Below are 18,315 nucleotides of genomic sequence, written 5' to 3'. Positions count from 1 at the left end.
GTGGTTTTAAATGAATCAGAAGTTCAAACAGGATTGTCTTTTGCTTTACAAACAATTTTTAAAAATTATGATGTAGCGATGCAGGAAATGCATGTGAAGATGGATGATGAAAAAATCATATTAACAGCTGTTTTGTTATATAATCAATATCATGTTGATGTGGTTTGTGATTTTCAAATAAAATATGAAAATCAATGTTTCATTTTTGAAAATATTCATGGCAAAATTGAATATTTGTTTTTACAATTTCCTATCATGAGTTTTTTAAAATCATTTTTAAAAGATTCACATCTATGTTTTACAGACAATCAAGTCCAATATCAAATTGATCTCCCTATTCAAGAAATAGGTATTCAAGAAGGACAATTATTTATTGTATTGAAAAACAATCAAAGTGTTTCACCTTGATTGTTTTTTAATACTTCATCAATTAAACCATATTCTAAGGCATCATAGGCATTCATAAAATAATCACGATCAGTATCTTTTTTGATACGACGGATGGATTGATGTGTCATTTGAGCTAAAAGACGGTTTAATTTTTCTTTTTGTTTTAAAATATGTTTTGTTGAAATTTCAATATCACTGGCTTGACCTTGGGCACCACCTAATGGTTGATGAATCATGATTTCGCTATTTTCCAAAGCATAGCGTTTTCCAGGTTTACCAGCGGCCAGTAAAAAAGCACCCATACTGGCTGAAAGACCGATGCTGATGGTTGAAACATCACATTTGACAAAATTCATGGTATCAAAAATAGCTAGACCAGCCGATACACTGCCACCTGGAGAATGAATATACATATCAATATCAGCTTGACTATCCAAGGATTCTAGATATAAAAGTTGGCTGACAATGGAACTAGCCATCTCATCGTTAATCTCACCACAGAGCATAATAATGCGGTCTTCTAACAGTCTTGAGAAGATATCATAAGCATATTCTTTAGAATTTTTCTTTAATATTACAGTGGGTATAAAATGCATAAAATTTACCTCCATAATTCATTATAGAGAAAAATGTGATGGATTATTCATAGAAAAATGTTTTTTTGAAATGTAAAAATAAGGTTAAGAATTGTCAAAAAAGAGAATGGAAATCTTAACCTTGTGAAAAAATTTATATAAAGCATATAACTTTTATTGATTTATTTGGGTTTGTGGACTATAATACCTGACTTTGGTATCCAACATTAAAATATAGTGAGACTTTCATTGAAAAACAGTAGTAATCTTTTAAGTGATTGCTACTGCTTTTTTATATTTTGTACCTGAATATTTGTTTTACTTGCCTTTCTGTCAAGTAATAATTTGTTAACGGTAATTTTGTCATTTGCTCAAAGTCTTTTATGAACTTGCTTGATGTTGTTACGTTGATATATTTACTTTCTCCCTTGACTATCTTAAAACTTTTTACAAATTTCATAATTTCCTGTGTACTATATTTATTGTTCAAGATTTTGAATTGGAATATTCTTTCCAATAATACTGCCAGGTAACATATCAAAAAATGTCCCTTTATACTGTTTTCTTTTTGAAGGAATACTGGTCTGGCATCCAAATCGGATTTCATTATTCTAAATGATTCTTCTATCCTCCATAAATTGTGATAGGTATTGTAGATGTCTGTTGACTTCATATTTGTTTCTGATGTGATCAATAAATTATAACCTGCCAGTTCAAGTTCTTTTTCTATGATGTCTTCATTGATTGTTGCCTTTGCTTTTTCTCCATTTTCATTAGTGAAATTAACGTATTTTCCTAGATCTCCATATTCGGCTCTTTTTGCCTGACTGTAACATAGGCTTCTTGCCTTTTCAACCTGTTTGCTGATTTCATATCTTTTTTTAGATGCAAGCTTTGGATTATAAGTCACTACTCGTTTCTCAGTAAAATATATAGTCTTCTTTTTCCCGTCAATTTCTATATGATAAGGAAATTTGTCAATGCATGACTTATATCTGTATAATAATGTACCATTATCATTTTTTATTTCTTTCCAGTCTTCATTATTCAACAATACCCATATCTTTTCTTTTTCAGGGAGAGTCTTGACAGATTTGGAGAATAAATAGCCATCTCCATTTTCTTTAGAAAAAGCAATGTTTTGAGTGCAGTTCAATCCCTTGTCAGCTACATGTATAGTTTTTCCTGAAATTTGGTTTTTCTTTTTAAGAGCCTGAATCACATCTCTTAAGACTGGCTTTTCACTTTCATTACCAGGAAACAGCTTCATGCCAATAGGGATTTGATTGGCATCGAGCAATAGCCCCAAACTCACAATAGGGTCTTTTCTGTTTTCTTTTGATGGCCCCTTTCTTCTAAAATCATCTTCCTTGTCGATTTCAAAATAGAAATTGGTACAATCAAAATAAGTCTTTGAAGTATTGATATGATAGACTTTCTTCATCTGCTCATTAAAAATCTCGATGAACTTGCCGTAATCATTGCCCATGAAGGCAAGACCGTCTAAAAGTTGGTCATAAGAAAAATGGACAGGATCCTTCAGCTGGGGAAGAACCTCGTGAAAAGTCTTATGCTTACTGCAGGGATTCACAAGTCGGGCAAAAACAAGAGAGGAAAGCAATTCATACAGATCGAATTCAAAGGAATTGGAAATATTGAAATAGTCAACAAACTTTTTGATGTTCATTTTATTCAATAAAGAAACAAAAGGAAAATATCCTAAATAAAGTTCAGGAGATGATTCAGAAATTTTGAGAGCCTGACTGTTAGAAATTTCATCATTAAGAGCATCGACTTCTTTTTGGAAATGAGCGATAGGATCCTCGATTCCTTTGGCTTTCCAAGATTCGACAGAAGCGAGAGATTTAAAGGTGCGATGAGCTCCGCAGCGTTTTTGAGGGGAATAGTAACTTTCCACGATAGAAAGATAAGTACGCCCATTACGATGAGTTTTTTTAAGAAAATAAGCCATAAATAACCTCCATAATAGATATCACTAGTATCACTATATAAATTATAACATAAAAAATAAATAAAAAAAAGATAAAAAACAAAAAAAGCCGATAAAATCGGCGTAATATGATATTTGATGAAAAAGGATTACTAAAAAATATAGTGAGAACTCCTAAAGACGGGAATTCATTATAGAGAAAAATGTGATGGATTATTCATAGAAAAATGTTTTTTTGAAATGTAAAAATAAGGTTAAGAATTGTCAAAAAAGAGAATGGAAATCTTAACCTTGTGAAAAAATTTATATAAAGCATATAACTTTTATTGATTTATTTGGGTTTGTGGACTATAATATAGACATAAATTATTAGTAAGGAGGATGTCATAAAAATGGCAGTAAAAGTAGCAATTAACGGTTTTGGACGTATTGGACGTCTAGCATTTAGACAAATGTTTGGAGCTGAAGGATATGAAGTAGTTGCAATCAACGACTTAACAGATCCTAAAATGTTAGCACATTTATTAAAATATGATTCAGCTCAAGGTAAATATGCTTTAGCAGATACAGTAGAAGCTAAAGAATCTTCAATCGTGGTAGACGGAAAAGAAATCGAAATCTACAAAGAAGCAGATGCTTCAAAATTACCTTGGGGAGAATTAGGAGTAGATGTAGTATTAGAATGTACAGGTTTCTATACTTCTAAAGCTAAATCTCAAGCTCATATTGATGCAGGAGCTAAAAAAGTTGTTATTTCTGCACCAGCTGGAAATGATTTACCAACTGTTGTATTTGGTGTAAACGAAGGAACATTAACTGCTGATGATACAATCATTTCAGCTGCATCTTGTACAACTAACTGTTTAGCACCTATGGCTAACGCATTAAACAACTTAGCACCAATCAAATCTGGTATCATGTTAACAGTACATGCTTATACTGGTGACCAAATGGTATTAGATGGACCTCATAGAAAAGGTGACTTAAGAAGAGCACGTGCTGCTGCAGTTAATATCGTGCCTAACTCAACAGGAGCTGCTAAAGCTATCGGTTTAGTTATCCCTGAATTAAATGGAAAATTAATTGGTTCAGCTCAACGTGTACCTGTTCCAACAGGATCTACAACTATCTTAACTTCAGTTGTTGATGGTGAAGTAACTGTAGAACAAGTTAACGAAGCAATGAAAGCAGCTGTAACTCCATCATTCGGATACACTGAAGAACAATTAGTTTCTTCTGATATTATCGGAATGACTTATGGATCATTATATGATGCAACTCAAACAATGGTTAAAGTGTTAGATAACGGAACTACTGAAGTTCAAACTGTTGCTTGGTATGACAACGAAAATTCTTATACTTCTAACATGGTTAGAACTATTAAATATTTCGCTGAATTAACTAAATAATTTAGAAAAGGACTTATTGGATTATCCAGTAAGTCTTTTTTTGTTATATAGCTAGTTTTTGTTGACAAACACACGGGGGGGTGCTACAATTATGACATAAGGGAGGAAAAGGAAAATGAAGTCTATTAAGAAAAAGGTTTTTGGTATACTTGCTTCTATGGCGATGGTATTATCATTGTTTGTATTACCTATAAGCGTTAATGCAGCTAACGAAAATGCTGCAAAAATAGGTAATCAAGAATACGCAACACTGAGAGATGCGTTGAGTAATGCCCAAGATGGTCAAACAATTGTCTTATTAAATGATATAAAAGAGGATCTAACTATTGGACAAGACAAAAATTTTACCCTAGATTTAAATGGTCATACTATAACAAATGTTTCAAACCATACGATTACAAATAATGGTAATTTAACTATTGTTGGTAATGGTACTATTGATAATGTAAGTCATGGAAAAGCAGCTATTCAAAATGAAGTAGGAGCTACAATGACATTAAATGGTGGAACTTATACAAGAAGTCAAGAAAAAGGTACTAGTCCAGATGATAGCGGTAGTAACTCTTATTACAATATTGTAAATCATGGAACTATGACAATTAATAATGGTGTTACTGTTAAGCAAAATGGACATTATTCAAGTATGGTTGAAAATGGGTGGTATAATGGTAATCAAAATACTTCAAAAACACCATCTGTTTTAACTATTAATGGTGGAACATTTACTGGTGGATTGAATACAATCAAAAATGATGATTATGGTCAATTAACTATTAATGATGGAACAATAAAAAATGTTTCTCAATCAGCTTTATTAAACTGGAATGAAGCATCTATTCATGGTGGTAATTTTACATCTGAAACTGGAATTGTTCTCATGAATGGAAGATTAGACAATGTAATGGATAAAGGTATTTTGAACATTACGGGTGGTCAATTTATATCTAAGGTCAATAAAGATATTATTGCGAAGATGAGTGGTGGACAAGATGATTCATTAAAGTATATAACTATCACTGGTGGAACATTTAGTTCTGATGTAGAGGCATATGTTGCTAAAAACTATACACTTCATAAAAAAGATGGTCAATATGTTGTCGCACCAAGTGTGAAAGAAATTGAATTATCAACAAATCAGGTTTCTTTAGAGGTTGGTGGTTCATTTGAATTAAAAGCAGATTTAACACCTGCGACTGCATTAGATACTGTTGTATGGTCATCAGATAATAAAGCAGTTGCAACTGTAGATCAAAATGGAAACATAAAAGCAGTTGCTCCAGGTAAAGCTACAATTACAGCTACTGCTGGAGATCAAAGTGCAAAATGTGAAGTAACAGTTTATAAAGTAGAGTCAAAGGTTGAAGTACCTAGTTTAGACACTTCTAAACCGGTTGATGAAGTTAAGGTAGGAATCACTGATGAAAGTTCTCAAGATAATTTATCTAATACATTAACATCAATTGTAGGGAACATTGCAGATGGAGAAAAAGTAACATCAGTAAGTGAAGAAACTGCAGAAAAAATAGCAGAGGCTATTGATAATGGACAAGTGATTTCGACTGAAGTTCAAGTTGAAAATATGAAAGCAGAAAATGTTACAACTGCAGATAAAACACTTGTAGAAAAAGCAATTGATAAAAATGCAAATGTAGGTCAATATTTTGATATTTCTATTGTTGTTAAAGCTGAAAATAAAGAATTAGGAAATATCACAAAACTAGATGATCAATTAACATTTACAGTAGCAATTCCAGAAGAGTTAAAGAAAGAAAATAGAGAATTCTCTATTGTAAGAGTACATGAAGGAAAAGCTGAAAAGTTAGATACAGTTGAAAATAAAGATGGAACATTAACATTCAAAACTGATAAATTCTCAACTTATGCATTGGTTTATGTAGATAGTGTTGATGATGACACTCCAACACCAACACCTAACCCTAATCCAACACCAAATCCAGAAGGAACAAATAAAAAACCAGAACAAACACAAACAACGACAACACCAACAACAGAAAGTGATAAAACAGTTAAAACAGATGATAATTCAAATACAGTTTTATATGGATTAATGATAACAATATCTGTAGTAGGAGCAGGGATTGTCGTACTTGCTAAAAAAGAGAAGAATTATTGAAAAAATAATTGAATCAATGATAGAAAGACATGGCATATAACATAAAGGTATGTTATGAAGGATTCAGGTAAATAAGTTTGTTGAAAAGATACACTGCGGTGTATCTTTTTTAGCGTTGATAATTTGATTTTGAGAGCTATATTTTTATTGACAAACACACGGGGGGGGCTACAATTATGACATAAGGGAGGAAAAGGAAAATGAAGTCTATCAAAAAAGGTTTTTAGGTGTAGTAGCTTCTATGATTATGGTATTATCGTTGTTTGTGCTACCTGTAAATGTTAATGCAACAACGGGAGATGGTACAAAAGACAATCCATATATTATTTCAAATGTTAATGATTTGAAACTATTGGATCAAAGAGAACAATATATCTATGCAAAGTTAGCGAATGATATTGATTTATCGCAAGAAATTCCATCTACAGATTATTATTTAAAGTATTTTTATGGTGAGCTAGATGGTAATGGACATCAAATTAAGAATTTACCATCACAAAAATGTTTTATTTATTACTATTATGCAGGAGATTTGAAAAATTTTAATTTAGTTCTTAATGTGTCAACATTAGAAAATGGTTCATATACTGGATTAGTTTGTCAACAAGTAAATCTCGCAAAAGAAGATAAGTATACTGAAAAAGAACATAAGTATACTCATATTACATTTAGTGGTAATGTTGAAGTTGGGAATAATAACAATAATGAATCACCAATAGTTATTCAAGCAGATGGGGATACGACTATGGAGAGTGTTCATATTAATTTAAACTATACAAGTTCGACATATAATGGTTTATTTATTGGATACGAACCTGCTAAAAATAGTACTTATACATTTAGAAATTGCTCTGTTTCTGGTGAATATATTGGACAACATATTGGTATATTATTTGGAAATGGTGCAATGAGTAAAACTAGCGATTATGGACTGCAACATATAGAAGGTATAAATTATGAAGATGTAACACCAACATCTAAAATAGTGCTTGAAAATTTGGATTTAACAAAAGCAAAAATTATAGGAATTGAAAGCCAACCTCATTTATTATGTGGTGTTTCATATAATGCAAAATATTTTGATAATTTAGAACAAACTTTAGCTACAAAAACTACTGGATATAATCAATTAACAAAAGCTACAAGTTTAGAAGATGCTAGTTTTCAGTTGAATGATAACAATGAATTAAAAATTACGAATAGTAATGATTCTATAGGTGCTTTTGAAGTGATTTCAGAGGTATATAGTAATGTATTTACAAGTAATGGTATATCAAATGGAACTTTGAAACATTCTGTTAGTGAAACAATTAATGTTGAAGATGGTATTACTACATACTATTCTAGTTTAGGAAAGGTTAAATTTTATGACGGAAGTAATGGAGTTTATGGGACAACTGGATTAGAAGGCAAGACAAAAACAATCACAGTTGGAAATGAAACTTACTATACTTTACAACCTTCAACAAATGGAGATGTTTATACATTTGGTAAAGAGGCTGAAGTTTCTAATACTTCAAAACTTTCTAATGTTCGTGTATTGGTCTATGATAAAACAGGTAATTTAATTAATGTGGTACAAATTAAGGAAAAAGAAGAATTTACAAAGCCAAATTTAAATACAACAGCTGATGCTAATGTGACTTTAGAAAATGTTTCTTTAGATGATGGATGGACATGGACTAAACCACAAACAAAAGTTGTTGTTGGTGGACAAATTGCATTTGCTAAAAAAGGTACTGAGTTAACTGCCGTTTATATTGAAGGTAAGGCAGTGCCTACTAAAAAAATAACTTTATCTTTAGAAAGTGCAAATCTAGAAGTCGGAAGTACAATGACTTTAAATGCAACAGTAGATCCAGCAAATACTACTGATCAATTGACATGGTCTTCAAATGATCAAACAGTTGCAACTGTAGATGAAAATGGAAAAGTAACAGCAGTTGGTCCAGGTAAAGCTATAATTACAGCTACTTCTGGAGATCAAAGTGCAAAATGTGAAGTAACAGTTTATAAAGTAGAGTCAAAGGTTGAAGTACCTAGTTTAGACACTTCTAAACCAGTTGATAAAGTTACAGTAGCAATCAATGATAAAGAATCTCAAAAAATATATCTGCCACATTAGCATCAATTGTAGATAATGTTGCAAACGGAAAAGAAGTAACATCAGTAAGCAAAGAAACTGCAGAAAAAATAGCAGAGGCTATTGATAATGGACAAGTGATTTCGACTGAAGTTCAAGTTGAAAATATGAAAGCAGAAAATGTTACAACTGCAGATAAAGCTCTTGTAGAAAAAGCAATTGACAAGAATGCAAATGTAGGTCAATATTTTGATATTTCTATTGTTATTAAAGCTGAAAATAAAGAATTAGGAAATATCACAAAGTTAGATGATCAATTAACATTTACAGTAGCTATTCCAGAAGAGTTAAAGAAGGAAAATAGAGAATTCTATATTGTAAGAGTACATGATGAAAAAGCTGAAAAGTTAGATACAGTTGAAAATAAAGATGGAACATTAACGTTCAAAACTGATAAATTCTCAACTTATGCATTGGTTTATGTAGATAGTGAAGAAGATAACACGACAGCACCCAACCAACCGACAGACAAACCAAATACAGAAACAACAACACCATCAGTACAAACACCTACTCAAGAAACAACAAGCCAAAAACAGACAGATAAAGTAAAAACTGATGATGAGTCAAAAATAGGATTATATGTAATGAGTGGTGCTATAGCAGTGGTTGGAGCTGGAATTATTCTAATGACTAAAAAAAGAAGAATTATTGAAAAAATAATTGAATCAATGATAGAAAGACATGACATATAACATAAAGGTATGTTATGAAGGATTCAGGTAAATAAGTTTGTTGAAAAGATACACTGCGGTGTATCTTTTCTTTTGATGTGAAAAATAACGTGACAATTATTTTGCATATCTTTTGAAAGAATTATCGATATATAGTAAGATGAACCTAAAGAAATGAGGTGTGAATGATGAATACATCTGTAATAATTGGAATTTTGATTCCTTTTTTAGGAACAACATTAGGTTCTGCTTGTGTATTTTTTATGAAAGAAAAAATGAATGATCACATTCAAAAAATATTATTAGGTTTTGCCTCTGGAGTCATGATTGCAGCATCGGTATGGTCGTTGTTGATTCCAGCGATAGATATGTCTGAAAGTTTAGGAAAATTGTCTTTTATTCCAGCGGCAGTTGGTTTCTTGTTGGGAATATTCTTTTTGCTTTTTTAGATCGTACCATACCCCATATGCATTTAGATCATCAGGTAGAAGGAAAGAAAGCTCATCTCCAACGTACGACAATGTTGATTTTAGCTGTCACAATGCATAATTTTCCAGAAGGAATGGCTGTCGGTGTTGTTTTTGCAGGAGCCTTAATGGGAAATGTGGAAGTTTCTGTTGCTGGAGCGATTGCTTTATCATTAGGAATAGCTATTCAAAACTTTCCTGAAGGTGCGATTATTTCAATGCCTTTAAAAAGCGAAGGGATTTCTAAAGGAAAAGCTTTCATGTATGGAACGTTATCAGGTGTTGTTGAACCTATTGGAGCTATTCTAACGATTGTTTTATCACAATTTTTTATTCCTATTCTGCCATATCTTCTATCTTTTTCAGCAGGTGCAATGGCTTATGTTGTGGTTGAGGAATTAATACCTGAGGGTTCAAATGGCACACATTCGAATATTGCGACAATTGGTTTTGCGATAGGATTTGTTATCATGATGATATTAGATGTAGCATTATCTTAATAAAGTGTGATATAATGATAGAAATTGATATGAGGTGACAAAAATGGACTTACATGAATCAGGTGAAATGTATTTAGAAACAATTTTAATTTTAAAAAATAAAAATAAATATGTTCGTTCTATTGATATTGCACATACAATGGATTTTTCTAAACCAAGTGTATCACGTGCCATCAAATTATTAAAAGAATCACAATTGATTGTTGTTGATGATAAAGGCTATATTGATTTTACTGATGAAGGTCTTCGCATTGCTGAAAAAGTTTATAATCGTCATCAGATTTTAACCGCTTTTTTGATTGCAATTGGTGTGAGTGATAAACAGGCTGAAGATGATGCTTGTCGTATTGAACATATTATTAGTGATGAAACACAACAATGTATTCAAAACTTTTTAAAGAAGCAGTCTTAGGATTGCTTTTCTTTGTTTAAAAAATAAAATGGGTTTGTGAGTTAAAAAATATATCAATCTATGATAGAATAAGTAGACGAGGTGTAATTATGGATGATTTTCAGTTTAAGTATGATCAAAAAAGAAAACAAGATTAAAAAAAGGACCTATTTATGTTATTGTTTGTGTGTTTTGTCTTGTTGTTGGGGGAGTTGGAGGTTATTTTCTACATGGTTTTCAACTGAGAAGTCATAATGAAGTCAGTAGTGTTTATAATGAAATTGCACAAATTGTAGAAAGTGATTTCTTAGATACAAGTGATTCTCAGACAAGTTTACAACAGCGTATGTTAAATGGGATGGTTTTAGCTTTGGGTGATCCTTATTCTTCTTATCTTTCACAAGAACAGTCACAAGCATTAGGTGTTTCTATTAATGGAACTTTTGAAGGAATTGGTATTACTTTTACAATGGTTGATGATGGAGCAATTGTTTTAGATGTTTATCAAGATACACCAGCAGCTAAAGCAGGGCTTTTAAGTGGTGATATTATTACACATATTGAAGGAACATCGATTGCTGGATATACTTCTGATAAGGTGAAAGAAATGATTCAAGGTGAAAGGCAAAGTCAAGTTCAATTGCGTTTATTAAGAAATGGGAAGAGTCAGGAACTCACAGCGACACGTCAAAGTGTGGATACATCCGTAGCTTCTTCAATTATGACTTTCAATAATCAATCTGTTGGTTATTTACGTATTGTTACTTTTGGTGAAAAAATTGGTGAAGTGATTGAAAAGACTTTACAGGATATGAAAGCTCAACATGTTGAAAAACTAATAATTGATTTAAGAGATAATAGTGGTGGTTATTTAAATGCAGCACAAGATATATTAGATTTGTTTATTCCTAAAGGACAAGTTTTATTTTCTTTACAGGATAAGGATGGTGAGAGTGAAGAATATAAAGCGACAAGTCGGGAAAAATATGTTTTTGAGCAGGGTTATATTTTAGTTAATGATCAAACAGCGAGTGCTTCAGAAGTATTAAGTGCGGGATTGAAAGAAAATCTGAATTATCAGCTTGTAGGTGAAACAACTTATGGAAAGGGTGTGGCACAAACACAAGTGACACTTTCAAATTCATCTGTTTTGAAATATACGCATGAAAAATGGTTGACTCCTCATGGTACATGGATTAATGGAACGGGATTAAAACCAGATTATGAAATCAAAACAACTACTATTCATGATTTTCATATGGGAGAAATGAATTCATCATATCAATATGATGATGTCAATGATAATATTGCTTATATGCAAGAAATGTTGACAGAACTTGGTTATAAAACAGATCGTCAAGATGGATATTTTTCACATCAAACAACTGATGTTTTAAAGACTTTTGAAAAAGATTATCATTTAAATCAGGATGGTATTTATTCGACTGATGATCGTTTAATTCTTTTAAGTGCCTTAACTTATCATTTATATCAGGAAAAAGAGGATGTTTATATACAAAAAATAGCTCAATTGATTCAATAGGAGGTGTCAATCATGGAAAAGTTTAAATTGGTTTCTCAATATTCTCCAATGGGAGATCAGCCAACTGCCATCAAACAACTTGTAGATGGCATTAAAGCTGGAAAAAGGAACAGGTTTTATTAGGGGGAACAGGAACAGGAAAGACGTTTACAGTTTCGAATGTGATTGCTCAGATTAATAAACCAACACTTGTTTTGGCTCATAATAAAACATTGGCTGGACAACTTTATTCAGAGTTAAAAGAGTTTTTTCCTGAAAATCGCGTAGAATATTTTGTTTCTAACTTCGATTTCTATCAGCCTGAAGCTTATATTCCTAAAAGTGATACTTACATTGATAAAAATGCCAAAACCAATTATGAAATTGAAATGTTGCGTTCTGCAGCAATGAATTCTTTATTAGAAAGAAATGATACTATTGTTGTTGCATCAGTTGCTTCTATTTATGGACTGGGAAATCCTGAACAATATCGTGAAATGATTTTTCTTTACGTGTTGGAGAGGATTTTGATCGTCGTGAACTTTTAACTTACCTTGTTGATCGCCAATATCAAAGAAATGATATTGAACAGTCAAAAGGAACATTTCGTGTTCGTGGCGATGTGATTGAAATTGTTCCTGGACATACGGAAAGCTGGTTGATTCGTATTGAACTTTTTGGTGATGAAGTTGAAGGTATCAGTGAAGTTGATCCTTTAACTGGAAAAGTGTTGGCACGCTATAAGACATATACAATTTATCCAGCATATGGCTATGTCACAAAAAAGGAACAAATGTTACAAGCTTGTGATACTATATCTGAAGAATTAAAAGATCGTTTACAATATTTTAAAGACGCTATGAAACCATTGGAATATGAGCGTTTAGATCAACGTACAAGACATGATATTGAAATGTTAAGAGAAGTGGGGATGTGTCCAGGAATAGAAAACTATTCACGTCATATTGATGGTAGACAGGCAGGACAAAGGCCTTACACTTTAATCGATTATTTTCCTGATGATTTTTTAATGATTATTGATGAAAGTCATGTCATGTTGCCACAGGTTAGAGGAATGTTTAATGGTGATCGTAGTCGTAAAGAAACACTTGTAGAATATGGTTTTCGTTTACCAAGTGCCTTAGATAATCGACCATTACGCTTTGAAGAATTTGAAGATATTATCAATCAGGTGATTTATGTTTCAGCGACACCGGGTGATTATGAATTAGAAAAAACACATGGTGAATATGCTGAACAAATTATTCGACCAACGGGTTTATTGGATCCCATTATTGATGTTAGATCAACTCAAAATCAGATTGATGATTTAATTGATGAAATTCATGAGCGTATTGAAAAAAATGAAAGGGTTTTAATTACAACACTGACAAAACGTATGGCTGAAGATTTGAGTGCTTATTTAAAAGAAGTTGGTTTAAAAGTGGCTTACTTACATTCAGATACAAAAACATTAGAAAGAACTGAAATCTTAAGAGATTTAAGACTTGGAAAATATGATGTATTAGTAGGAATCAACTTATTAAGAGAAGGTTTGGATTTACCTGAAGTTTCGCTTGTTTGTATATTGGATGCTGATAAAGAAGGCTTTTTAAGAAGTGAACGTTCATTAATTCAGACGATTGGACGTGCTGCCAGAAATGCTAATGGAAAAGTCATTATGTATGGTGATCATGTGACTGAATCTATGCAAAAAGCGATTGATGAAACCAATCGTCGTCGTCAGATTCAAGAAGCCTATAACCAAGAACATCATATTATTCCACAAACAATTCATAAAGAAATTCATGATCTGATTCAAGGAAAAGAAACAATGGAAGAAGCATCATCATTGCTTCAAAAAGGTAAGAAAGCGCCTCAAAAGGCGAAGAAGAAATTGATTGAAGATCTTGAAAAAGAAATGAAAGAAGCAGCTAAAGTGCTTGATTTTGAAAGAGCGATGGAATTAAGAGATATTATTTTGGAATTAAAAGGTGAAAAATCATGAAAATAGAGGCTTTGGCACAAACGATTTTTGATGATATTTTAAATCATGGGGGAGAAGTGTATATTGTTGGTGGAACTGTTCGTGATGAAATGATGGGATATTGTGATCAACATGATGTTGATGTTGAAGTTTATCATCTATCTTATAATCAACTGTGTACCATTTTACAACAATATGGTCATGTCAATACCTTTGGACAATCCTTTGCAATTGTGCAACTAGATACACTTCCTCATTATGATTTTGCCTTGCCTCGTCAAGAAAAGAAAACAGGTCATAAACATCAGGATTTTGAAACCTTTATAGATCCTGATTTACCTCTTGAAAAAGCTATTTTAAGACGTGATTTAACAATCAATGCCCTGATGTATGATTATCAACATAAAAAAATCATTGATTTATCAGGAGGCTTAGAAGATCTTCATCGTCACATCATTCGTTGCGTGGATGAAAAGCGTTTTATTGAAGATCCTTTGCGTGTATTAAGAGTGGCTCGTTTTATAGCAAAACTGCAATTTGAAGTTGAACCACAAACCAAAGCTTTATGTCGTCAAATGGTTGAACAACATATGCTTGATAACCTTTCTAAAGAAAGAGTGTATCAGGAATATAGTCAAATTTTAATGACAGATATGCCTTCGCTTGGCTTTCAGTTTTTAAAGGATATAGGGGCTCTGCCACCTTATTTACAAGCCCTCACAACAACAAACCAACGTTTAGATTTTCATCCTGAAGGAGATGTCTTTACCCATACTATGTTAGTTATTGATGTTGCTAGTCATGTTAAACAAAAAACAGATCAACCACTATGGTTTATGTGGTCATGTTTATTACATGATATTGGCAAACCACTTGTTACAACAGAACAGGGACACGCTCCATTACATAATGAGGCAGGAGTAGAGGTTTTTCAAACCGTTGATTTCATTACTTCTAAAAAAGCCAGACAATATATTCAAACAATGATTATGTATCATATGCATTTGATGAATATGTCTCGTCATCATGCTCGAGATATATCTTATTTAAGGCTTTTAAAGAAAATTGATGGAAAAGTTTCTATGAATGATTTGATTTATATAAGTTGTTGTGATAAGTTAGGTAGGGGAAAAGTTGCTCAATCACAATATGATGAATTTTGGATTTTTATCCAAGATAAACAACAACGTTTGGGCAATCAGGCATTACCTGCCATCATTGATGGACATGATCTGATTGAAAATGGTTTTCAAAATAAACAAATGTTTAAAAAGATACTTGAAGAAGCCTATGATTTACAATTACAAGGTTATCGTAAAGAAAAGATATTAAGGAGTTTGAGAAAGTATGAACAAGGATAAGATTATTATCAAGGGTGCAAGAGTGAATAATTTAAAAAATATTGATGTAGAAATTCCTCGTGATCAGCTTGTTATTATGACAGGTTTATCAGGAAGTGGAAAAACTTCTTTGGCTTTTGATACCATTTATGCAGAAGGACAAAGACGTTATGTGGAATCATTAAGTGCCTATGCAAGACAATTTTTAGGTGGCATTGAAAAACCAGATGTGGACAGTATTGATGGACTTTCACCAGCGATTGCGATAGATCAAAAAACAACATCCAACAATCCTCGTTCTACAGTAGGAACAGTCACAGAAATCTTTGATTATTTAAGACTTCTTTATGCGAGAGTTGGTCATGCCTATTGTCCAACTCATCACGTTTTGATTGAATCTCAAACCATAAAACAAATGGTTGATACGATAGATCAATATCCTGATGGTACAAAATTACAGGTTTTATCAAGAATGTGTCGTAATCAGAAGGGAACACATAAGGACTTATTTGAACAACTGATGAAAGATGGTTTTTTACGTGTAAAAGTTGATGGTGAAATGCGTCTTTTAGATGAAGAGATTGTTTTAGATAAAAATAAAAAACACAATATTGATGTTGTGGTGGATCGTATTGTCAAAAAAGAAGGCTATCGTTCACGTTTAGCTGATTCTTTAGAAACAGGATTGAAACTTACTGGTGGTGAAGTCATTGTTGAAAATCTTGATGAAAAAACTGAAAAACTGTTTTCTCAACATTTGGCTTGTCCACATTGTGGTTTCAGTGTTCCTAAATTAGAACCACGTTTGTTTTCTTTCAACAATCCTTTAGGAGCTTGTCCAGATTGTAAAGGGATTGGTGTAAAAAATGAAGTTGATAATGATTTGTTGATACCTGACTGGTCATTAAGTATTAATCAGGGTGGAATCCGTTATTTTAAGACATCGGTAGGAACAGATCGTATTGAATGGCAAAGATTTTTAGTACTATGTCGTGAATATGATATTGATTTAGACAAACCATTGAAAGATTTCAGTAAAAAGAATTGGATATTATTTTATATGGTTCAGATAAACCGATTAGTTACACATTACAATCAAGTTCTGGTAATGTATCTAAAACAACAAAACATATTGAAGGTGTCAAAACGTTGATTCAAAGACGATATGAAGAAACAACATCTTCATGGTCTAAAGAATGGTATGCTTCTTTTATGGCTGAACATACTTGTCCAACTTGCCAAGGAAAACGTTTGAATGAACAAGTTCTAAGTGTACAGGTTGGTGGTTTGAATATTAGTGAATTTACAGATATGTCGATTGAAAAAGCACTGGCTTTTGTTCGTGATTTAAAATTAAATGAAACGGAAACACAAATTGCGAGATTAATTATTAAAGAGATTCAAGATCGTTTAACATTCTTAAATGATGTTGGGTTAGGCTATTTAACATTATCAAGACGTGCTGGTGGCTTATCTGGTGGTGAGGCACAGCGTATTCGTTTAGCAACACAAATTGGTTCACGTTTAACAGGAGTGCTTTATGTTTTAGATGAACCATCTATTGGTTTACATCAACGTGATAATGAAAAATTGATTAAAACATTATGCAATATGCGTGACTTAGGAAATAGTGTTATTGTCGTAGAACACGATGAAGATACAATGCGTGCTTCTGATTATATTATTGATATTGGACCAGGTGCTGGTGTTCATGGTGGTGAAGTGGTAGCAGCTGGCACACCTGAAGAAGTGATGCATCATCCAAATTCTATTACCGGAAAATATCTATCAGGAGAATATAAGATACCTGTTCCAGCTAAACGTCGTAAAGGTAATGGTTTGTTTATTGAAGTCAAAGGTGCTAAGGAAAATAACTTAAAAAATATTAATGTTAAATTTCCACTTGGCAAGTTTGTTTGTGTCACTGGTGTTTCTGGAAGTGGAAAGTCAACATTGGTGAATGAAATTTTATGCAAATCTATGCGTGCTAAACTTTATCACTCTAAAGAAAAGCCAGGACGTCATCGAGAAATTTTGGGATTAGAAAATGTTGATAAAGTAATTGAAGTGTCACAAGATCCAATTGGACGTACACCTCGTTCCAATCCTGTGACATATACTGGTGTTTTTGATGATATTCGTGAATTATTTGCGAAAACACCTGAAGCTAAGATGCGAGGATATGATAAAGGACGTTTTTCATTTAATGTCAAAGGAGGACGTTGTGAGGCTTGTCAAGGTGATGGTGTCAAACGTATTAGTATGCACTTTTTACCAGATGTTTATGTACCATGTGAAGAATGTGGTGGAAAACGTTATAATGAAGAAACATTGCAGGTCACTTATAAAGATAAAACCATTTATGATGTTTTAGAGATGACAATTGAAGATTCATTAACTTTCTTTGATAATTTACCACGTATCCGTTCTAAACTTCAAACGATTTATGATGTTGGATTAGGATATATTAAATTAGGGCAGAGTGCCACAACTTTATCTGGTGGGGAAGCTCAACGTGTTAAACTTGCGAGTGAATTACAAAAGAAAGCAACAGGAAAAACGGTTTATATTTTAGATGAGCCAACGACTGGATTACATAGCCATGATGTAGCCCGTCTTATTGAAGTTTTAAATCGTATCGTTGATCAAGGAGATACAGTGATTGTTATTGAACATAATTTAGATATCATAAAAGTTGCTGATTATATTATTGATTTGGGATTGGAAGGTGGCGATAATGGTGGTACAATTGTAGTATCAGGAACACCAGAAAAAGTCGCAGCTTCTCAAAAGAGTCACACGGGACGTTTTTTGAAAATGGTCTTGGAATAG

10 protein-coding genes and 3 pseudogenes are annotated in these 18,315 nt (G+C 32.4%); 11 read left to right on the top strand and 2 right to left on the bottom strand.

The genetic code is table 11. The features are described from left to right. Complete coding sequence (locus tag NMU03_RS02415; RefSeq protein ID WP_290140989.1) at window positions 1–408, top strand: hypothetical protein; 408 nt, start codon at window positions 1–3, stop codon at window positions 406–408. On the opposite strand, the gene NMU03_RS02410 is transcribed toward NMU03_RS02415, so the two are convergent. Both NMU03_RS02410 and NMU03_RS02405 read right to left on the bottom strand, forming a co-directional pair. Continuing rightward, window positions 390–986: an ATP-dependent Clp protease proteolytic subunit gene (locus NMU03_RS02410; protein ID WP_290140986.1), complete on the bottom strand. Its 597-nt coding sequence runs from the start codon at window positions 984–986 to the stop codon at window positions 390–392. The two genes, NMU03_RS02415 and NMU03_RS02410, sit on opposite strands and share 19 nt — an antisense overlap. Window positions 987–1,257: 271 nt before the next feature. Continuing rightward, window positions 1,258–2,937 (bottom strand): IS1634 family transposase, encoded by a 1,680-nt coding sequence (locus NMU03_RS02405; protein ID WP_290140984.1) that lies wholly within the window; start codon window positions 2,935–2,937, stop codon window positions 1,258–1,260. Window positions 2,938–3,308: 371 nt separating this feature from the next. Between NMU03_RS02405 and gap the strand changes: the two genes are divergently transcribed. From gap to uvrA, 10 genes and pseudogenes are all read left to right on the top strand, one after another. Next, on the top strand, window positions 3,309–4,325 hold the full coding sequence (gene gap / locus NMU03_RS02400; RefSeq protein WP_290140981.1) for a type I glyceraldehyde-3-phosphate dehydrogenase: 1,017 nt from the start codon (window positions 3,309–3,311) through the stop codon (window positions 4,323–4,325). Between the two features lie 115 nt (window positions 4,326–4,440). Then, the gene (locus tag NMU03_RS02395; protein ID WP_290140978.1) at window positions 4,441–6,459 is read left to right on the top strand and encodes an Ig-like domain-containing protein; all 2,019 of its coding nucleotides are present in this window, start codon (window positions 4,441–4,443) and stop codon (window positions 6,457–6,459) included. 241 nt (window positions 6,460–6,700) lie between these two features. Next, entirely contained in the window at window positions 6,701–8,584 is a 1,884-nt protein-coding gene (locus tag NMU03_RS02390; protein WP_290140976.1) for an Ig-like domain-containing protein, read from the top strand. Window positions 8,585–8,679: 95 nt separating this feature from the next. Next, window positions 8,680–9,297 (top strand): hypothetical protein, encoded by a 618-nt coding sequence (locus NMU03_RS02385; protein WP_290140974.1) that lies wholly within the window; start codon window positions 8,680–8,682, stop codon window positions 9,295–9,297. Window positions 9,298–9,464: 167 nt separating this feature from the next. Further along, window positions 9,465–10,243, top strand: a pseudogene (locus NMU03_RS02380) (ZIP family metal transporter). A 43-nt stretch (window positions 10,244–10,286) separates the two neighbouring features. Further along, window positions 10,287–10,655 (top strand): metal-dependent transcriptional regulator, encoded by a 369-nt coding sequence (locus NMU03_RS02375; protein ID WP_290140972.1) that lies wholly within the window; start codon window positions 10,287–10,289, stop codon window positions 10,653–10,655. A gap of 166 nt (window positions 10,656–10,821) precedes the next feature. After that, window positions 10,822–12,177 (top strand): S41 family peptidase, encoded by a 1,356-nt coding sequence (locus NMU03_RS02370; RefSeq protein ID WP_290140969.1) that lies wholly within the window; start codon window positions 10,822–10,824, stop codon window positions 12,175–12,177. Between the two features lie 12 nt (window positions 12,178–12,189). Continuing rightward, window positions 12,190–14,164: pseudogene (uvrB, locus tag NMU03_RS02365) on the top strand (excinuclease ABC subunit UvrB). Continuing rightward, window positions 14,161–15,504 (top strand): CCA tRNA nucleotidyltransferase, encoded by a 1,344-nt coding sequence (locus NMU03_RS02360; protein ID WP_290140968.1) that lies wholly within the window; start codon window positions 14,161–14,163, stop codon window positions 15,502–15,504. The pseudogene uvrB and the gene NMU03_RS02360 overlap by 4 nt, the downstream one beginning before the upstream one ends. Next, a pseudogene (uvrA, locus tag NMU03_RS02355) lies at window positions 15,491–18,315 on the top strand (excinuclease ABC subunit UvrA). Before NMU03_RS02360 ends, uvrA begins: the two are co-directional and overlap by 14 nt.

The sequence above is a fragment of the Allocoprobacillus halotolerans genome (assembly GCF_024399475.1).
Classification (GTDB): domain Bacteria; phylum Bacillota_I; class Bacilli_A; order Erysipelotrichales; family Coprobacillaceae; genus Allocoprobacillus; species Allocoprobacillus halotolerans.
This window is presented reverse-complemented; position numbering and strand designations above follow the sequence as displayed.